The organism is Acidimicrobiales bacterium (assembly GCA_036273495.1).
GTDB lineage: Bacteria > Actinomycetota > Acidimicrobiia > Acidimicrobiales > JAJPHE01 > DASSEU01.
Window position 1 is genome coordinate 1 of record DASUHN010000304.1, and the last position, 3,867, is coordinate 3,867.

Below are 3,867 nucleotides of genomic sequence, written 5' to 3' on the forward strand. Positions count from 1 at the left end.
GTGAGCTTTTGCAGTTCTGAGGGCGTGCCGCGACGAGTGTGACCGTCGAGGGGCTGCTGTAACTACGAGACCGCGATGACGAGCGTATCGATGCCCGTTGAGCGCGGCGTGTAGTTGTCAGCCGTCTGCCACTGGTCGTCAGTGAGGATCGGGTCTTCGATCTCGTCGACGAACATGGAGCGCCACTGTTGGTGTGTAACCGTCATGGCCACGTCCGTGGTGGTGGCCCCAGGGGCCTGGTAGGCAAGGACTTTCGGCCGACCGCCCTTCCAACCCAGGGCGTGGGGGCAGAGCAGTCGCTCGGTGCCGTGATAGCGAGCCCGAACGGGCCGACGCGTGATCAGGGCCGCCTCGAGGACCGCCCATGCTGGCGGTCGGATGGTCTCGCCAGCCGGTCCGAGGGTCGGCGCCGTCGCATCTCTGAGCGCGGTCATGCCGCCGTGGCCAGCGCGTCTAACAACACGGTTGTCATTTTGGGCGTGAGCACCGTGGGTCCGGAGCGAGGTGAAATTCGTTCCCGCCACAGCGCCCGGCGCACCTCGGCCATTGCATCGGCGAAGGAAGGAGTGGCCTTGCCCGGATACCAATCGCGCTCGGTCATCTTGGGCTCGCGCGTGCCGGTGGCGGTCAAGTAGGTGAGCCACACCGCGCCGTGCAACCACAAGCCGAGGGCGCCGGCCCGCGCTGGGCCCTGGTCGGCCCAGGACTGGGGCTCATGGGCGCCGACGACTTGCTTGGCGTCACGGTTGGTCACCTCGATGGCCCAGCGGCTGGCATAGATGGATGCCACTCGGCCCGGAGCCATTCTCAACTCGGTGGTGAAGAAGTAGTCGTCGGGCTCCTTGCCGTCGGGATCGCGCACCACGACGAGGAGAACCATGGCCTTGGGGCAGACCCGATGCCACAGCACCGGTCGTGACCACACGAGGCGGGTCTCTCGCCGGCCCCGCCATTCGATGTCGGCCCGGGTCCAGTCCTTGGGGCGGAGGGCTTTGACCAGGCCGGGCGGGGTGGCCAGCCGGTCGCCCTTGGTCCGGGGCCGGCCCCGCTTGCCGGTGGGCGGAGGTGGGGCCTCGTAGAGGGCGGCGTCGCGCCGCATGCGGGACACGACGGTGGTGCGGGGTAGGCCCCGGCCGGCCAAGCTGGCGTAGGCCCCGTCGGCGCAGAGCACAAAGGGCCGCTCCGGGACGCGCTCGGCAAGGACGCGAACGAGGGACTCGGCCAGCTCGATGAGGGTCGGCCCGTCCTTGCGGTGCAGGGCCACCCCCACCGGCAAGGCGATGGGCATGCCACCCCAGGGCGGGGCGATCCGCACCGCCACCACGACGATATTGAGGCCCCGGGCGAAGACCACCGTCTTGCCCGAGGACCGAACGGCGTCTCTCCAGACCCCCGCCCCTTCGACCTTTCGCCCGGGGCGGTGCAACAGGGTGTCGTCGATGAGCAGGTGCACGGGACCTGAGCCGACATGGGCCACCACGGCGACCACCAGGGCTGCCCACAAGGCGTCCATGGACCACGCCCCGGCTCGGACGAAGCGGTGGTAGGCGTCGTGGGCCGCCCGGGCGGCGGGGTCCATGACCGCCACCATGGCGGTGATCGTGCGCCGACCGGGGGCGATGACCCAGGCCGAGACCAGCTCGATGAACAGGGAATGCGAGGGGGAAGTGAAGACGCCGCCGACCGAGGCGAGCAGGGCCTTCCACACAGACCCTGTCGTCCTCACCGGGTGGCCTTCCTCGGCCTCTTCGATCCCGCCCGCAGCTGGGCCCGCAGGCCGGCGATGCCGGCATCAGCGGCCCGGTCCAGCTCGGCGCGGGCTCGGGCATAGCGGGCCAGGCCGGCACGGACCTCTGACAGGCTCGCACCGGTGAGGGTCAAGGTCTTGCTGGTGCCGTCCTGGGTGTAGGACAGCGCCGGGCTCTCGTGCCCGTCGCCCTGCGCGCACCAGCAACTCGGCTTGCCGCAGCGCCGGCGGAAGGTGAACAAGCTGCCTCGCAGCATGAAGGGATCGTCTGTGCCTCGACGCGTTACCATCTCTTCTCTCCGATCTGCCTGTAACCGTTACATGGCTACAGACAGTTCACCACAAGAACAAGACAATGTGGCTGATGGCGGTCAGGAGAGCGTCAGCTCAGTGGACGCGTCGACCCTGAGAAACTGCGAAAGTCGACACTAGGGGTCCTGATGGAAATCCGAATCGAACCCTGCCCCTGACCACGGACGTCCGTCGCCGACAGGCACTGCCAGCAGCCCCAACGGGATTCGAACCCGTGTCGCCACCTTGAGAGAGGTATGTCTCTCAGGGTCCGGCGCGAGGTTCCTGATCTGGTAGTGGCATACTTGAATGGCTCGTCGATGCGCCCTCGGGCACAACGGCGGGCACAAAACCGTCGGACCCGCGGATTCGTCTTTCTGATGCGCTCGGGTCTCCTCCGTTACCTCGGTTCATCTCCTGGAGGAGCCCCATGTCCGACCGTCCCCGCACCTACCGCAAGAAGCCGTTTGCCGTGTTCGAGCACGGTACCCGGATCTACGCGCCGACGCGCGGAGAGCTCCGCTGGCGGGTGGTGGCCGGCGACGCCGAGGGCACCCGGGTGTTCCACAAGGTGGGGACCGAGGACGCCGCCCGGGCCCGGGCCCGGGTCATCGAGGCCGACCTGGCCCGCCATGCCCCCCTGCGCCCCGCCGAGGGTCCCCGGACGGTGCGGGCCCTCTCGGCGGCGTACCTGGCGTCCCTGGAGGGACGGTCCTTCCGCTACCGGGAGCGACAGGCGGCGATCCTGTCCCGTTGGGTACTCCCCCATCTGGGCGCGCTGGAGGTGGGGCCTGGACCCCGGCCGACTCCGAGCGGCTTTTGAACGTGGCCCGCCGGCGCCTGGCCCCTGCCAGCGTCCAGGGCGTCGGCTCGGTCATGAGGTCCCTCGTCACCTCCGCCCACAAGGCCCGCTGGCTGCCTCCCGAGGCCGACCCCATGTGGCATGTGGCCTACTCGGCGAAGGCCACCCACCAGGGCCAGGCCGTGGGATTCGTCGTGCGCTCCGAGCTGCCCAACGACGGCCAGTGCGCCGCCCTGTTCTCGGCCCTGGTAGAGATGGGGGAACCCAGCTGGGCCCTGGCCATGCGCCTGGCCCACCGCTGTGGCGCCCGCTGGGGGGAGCTCGTGGCCCTGCGGCCGATCGACATCGCCTTCGAGCCGCATCGGAGCGTCTATGTCCGCCGGGCTCTCGAGCAGTCCGGGCGGGGGCTCGTGTTCAAAGAGCCGAAGAACGCCCAGGCCCGCACCACCATCTTCCCGGCCAGCCTGGCCGACGACCTGGGAGGCTACGACGCCCGGGTGAGCGCCGAGCGGGGCGCCGAGGGCCTCCTGTTCCCCGGGCGCGACGGGGACCCGGCCGGGCGCCGCCCGTTCCTGCGTCTGTGGCATCGGGCCGCCCGAGCTGCCGGCTGGCCGATGCTCTCCCCCGCCCGGGCCATCTGGCACCCCCATGACCTGCGCCACGTGGCCGCCTGCTGGATGCTGTTCGACCTGGGCCTCGATGCGGCGGTGGCCGCCCGGATGCTCGGCCACGCCAACGCCGCGTTCACCCTGTCCCGCTACGTGGGAGTGCGCACCGGCGCCGACGCGGCGACCAACGAGCTGACCGAGGGTTGGTAGCCACTGCTCCCCTACTCCATCTCAATCAGACCGCGCACATTCTGAGCGTCGCCCCATGTGCGGTGGCCGAGTTGCCGGGGAGCACTGATCGCCGAGTATTACTTTGGATGGGGAGGCGTCCGCAGCGTCGAAATAGCGCTCATGCCTGGATGTAGTGGCCTGGGCCTGAGGAGGAGATGAGCGCCTCTTACGAAACTGCCCCCGACACC

4 protein-coding genes are annotated in these 3,867 nt (G+C 69.6%); 2 read left to right on the plus strand and 2 right to left on the minus strand.

All coding sequences use genetic code 11. From position 1 onward, the window contains the following. Positions 1–430: 430 nt before the first annotated feature. Both VFW24_12940 and VFW24_12945 read right to left on the minus strand, forming a co-directional pair. Positions 431–1,726, minus strand: a complete 1,296-nt coding sequence (locus tag VFW24_12940) for a transposase (GenBank protein HEX5267670.1) — start codon at positions 1,724–1,726, stop codon at positions 431–433. Beyond that, a complete protein-coding gene (locus VFW24_12945; protein ID HEX5267671.1) occupies positions 1,723–2,037 on the minus strand; it encodes a DUF6788 family protein in 315 nt (104 codons plus the stop codon). The genes VFW24_12940 and VFW24_12945 overlap by 4 nt, the downstream gene beginning before the upstream one ends. Positions 2,038–2,468: 431 nt before the next feature. Between VFW24_12945 and VFW24_12950 the strand changes: the two genes are divergently transcribed. Both VFW24_12950 and VFW24_12955 read left to right on the plus strand, forming a co-directional pair. After that, the gene (locus VFW24_12950) at positions 2,469–2,861 is read left to right on the plus strand and encodes a hypothetical protein (protein HEX5267672.1); all 393 of its coding nucleotides are present in this window, start codon (positions 2,469–2,471) and stop codon (positions 2,859–2,861) included. A gap of 2 nt (positions 2,862–2,863) precedes the next feature. Further along, positions 2,864–3,658, plus strand: coding sequence for a tyrosine-type recombinase/integrase (locus VFW24_12955; protein ID HEX5267673.1), 795 nt, complete (start codon positions 2,864–2,866; stop codon positions 3,656–3,658). The last annotated feature ends 209 nt before the right edge of the window (positions 3,659–3,867 follow it).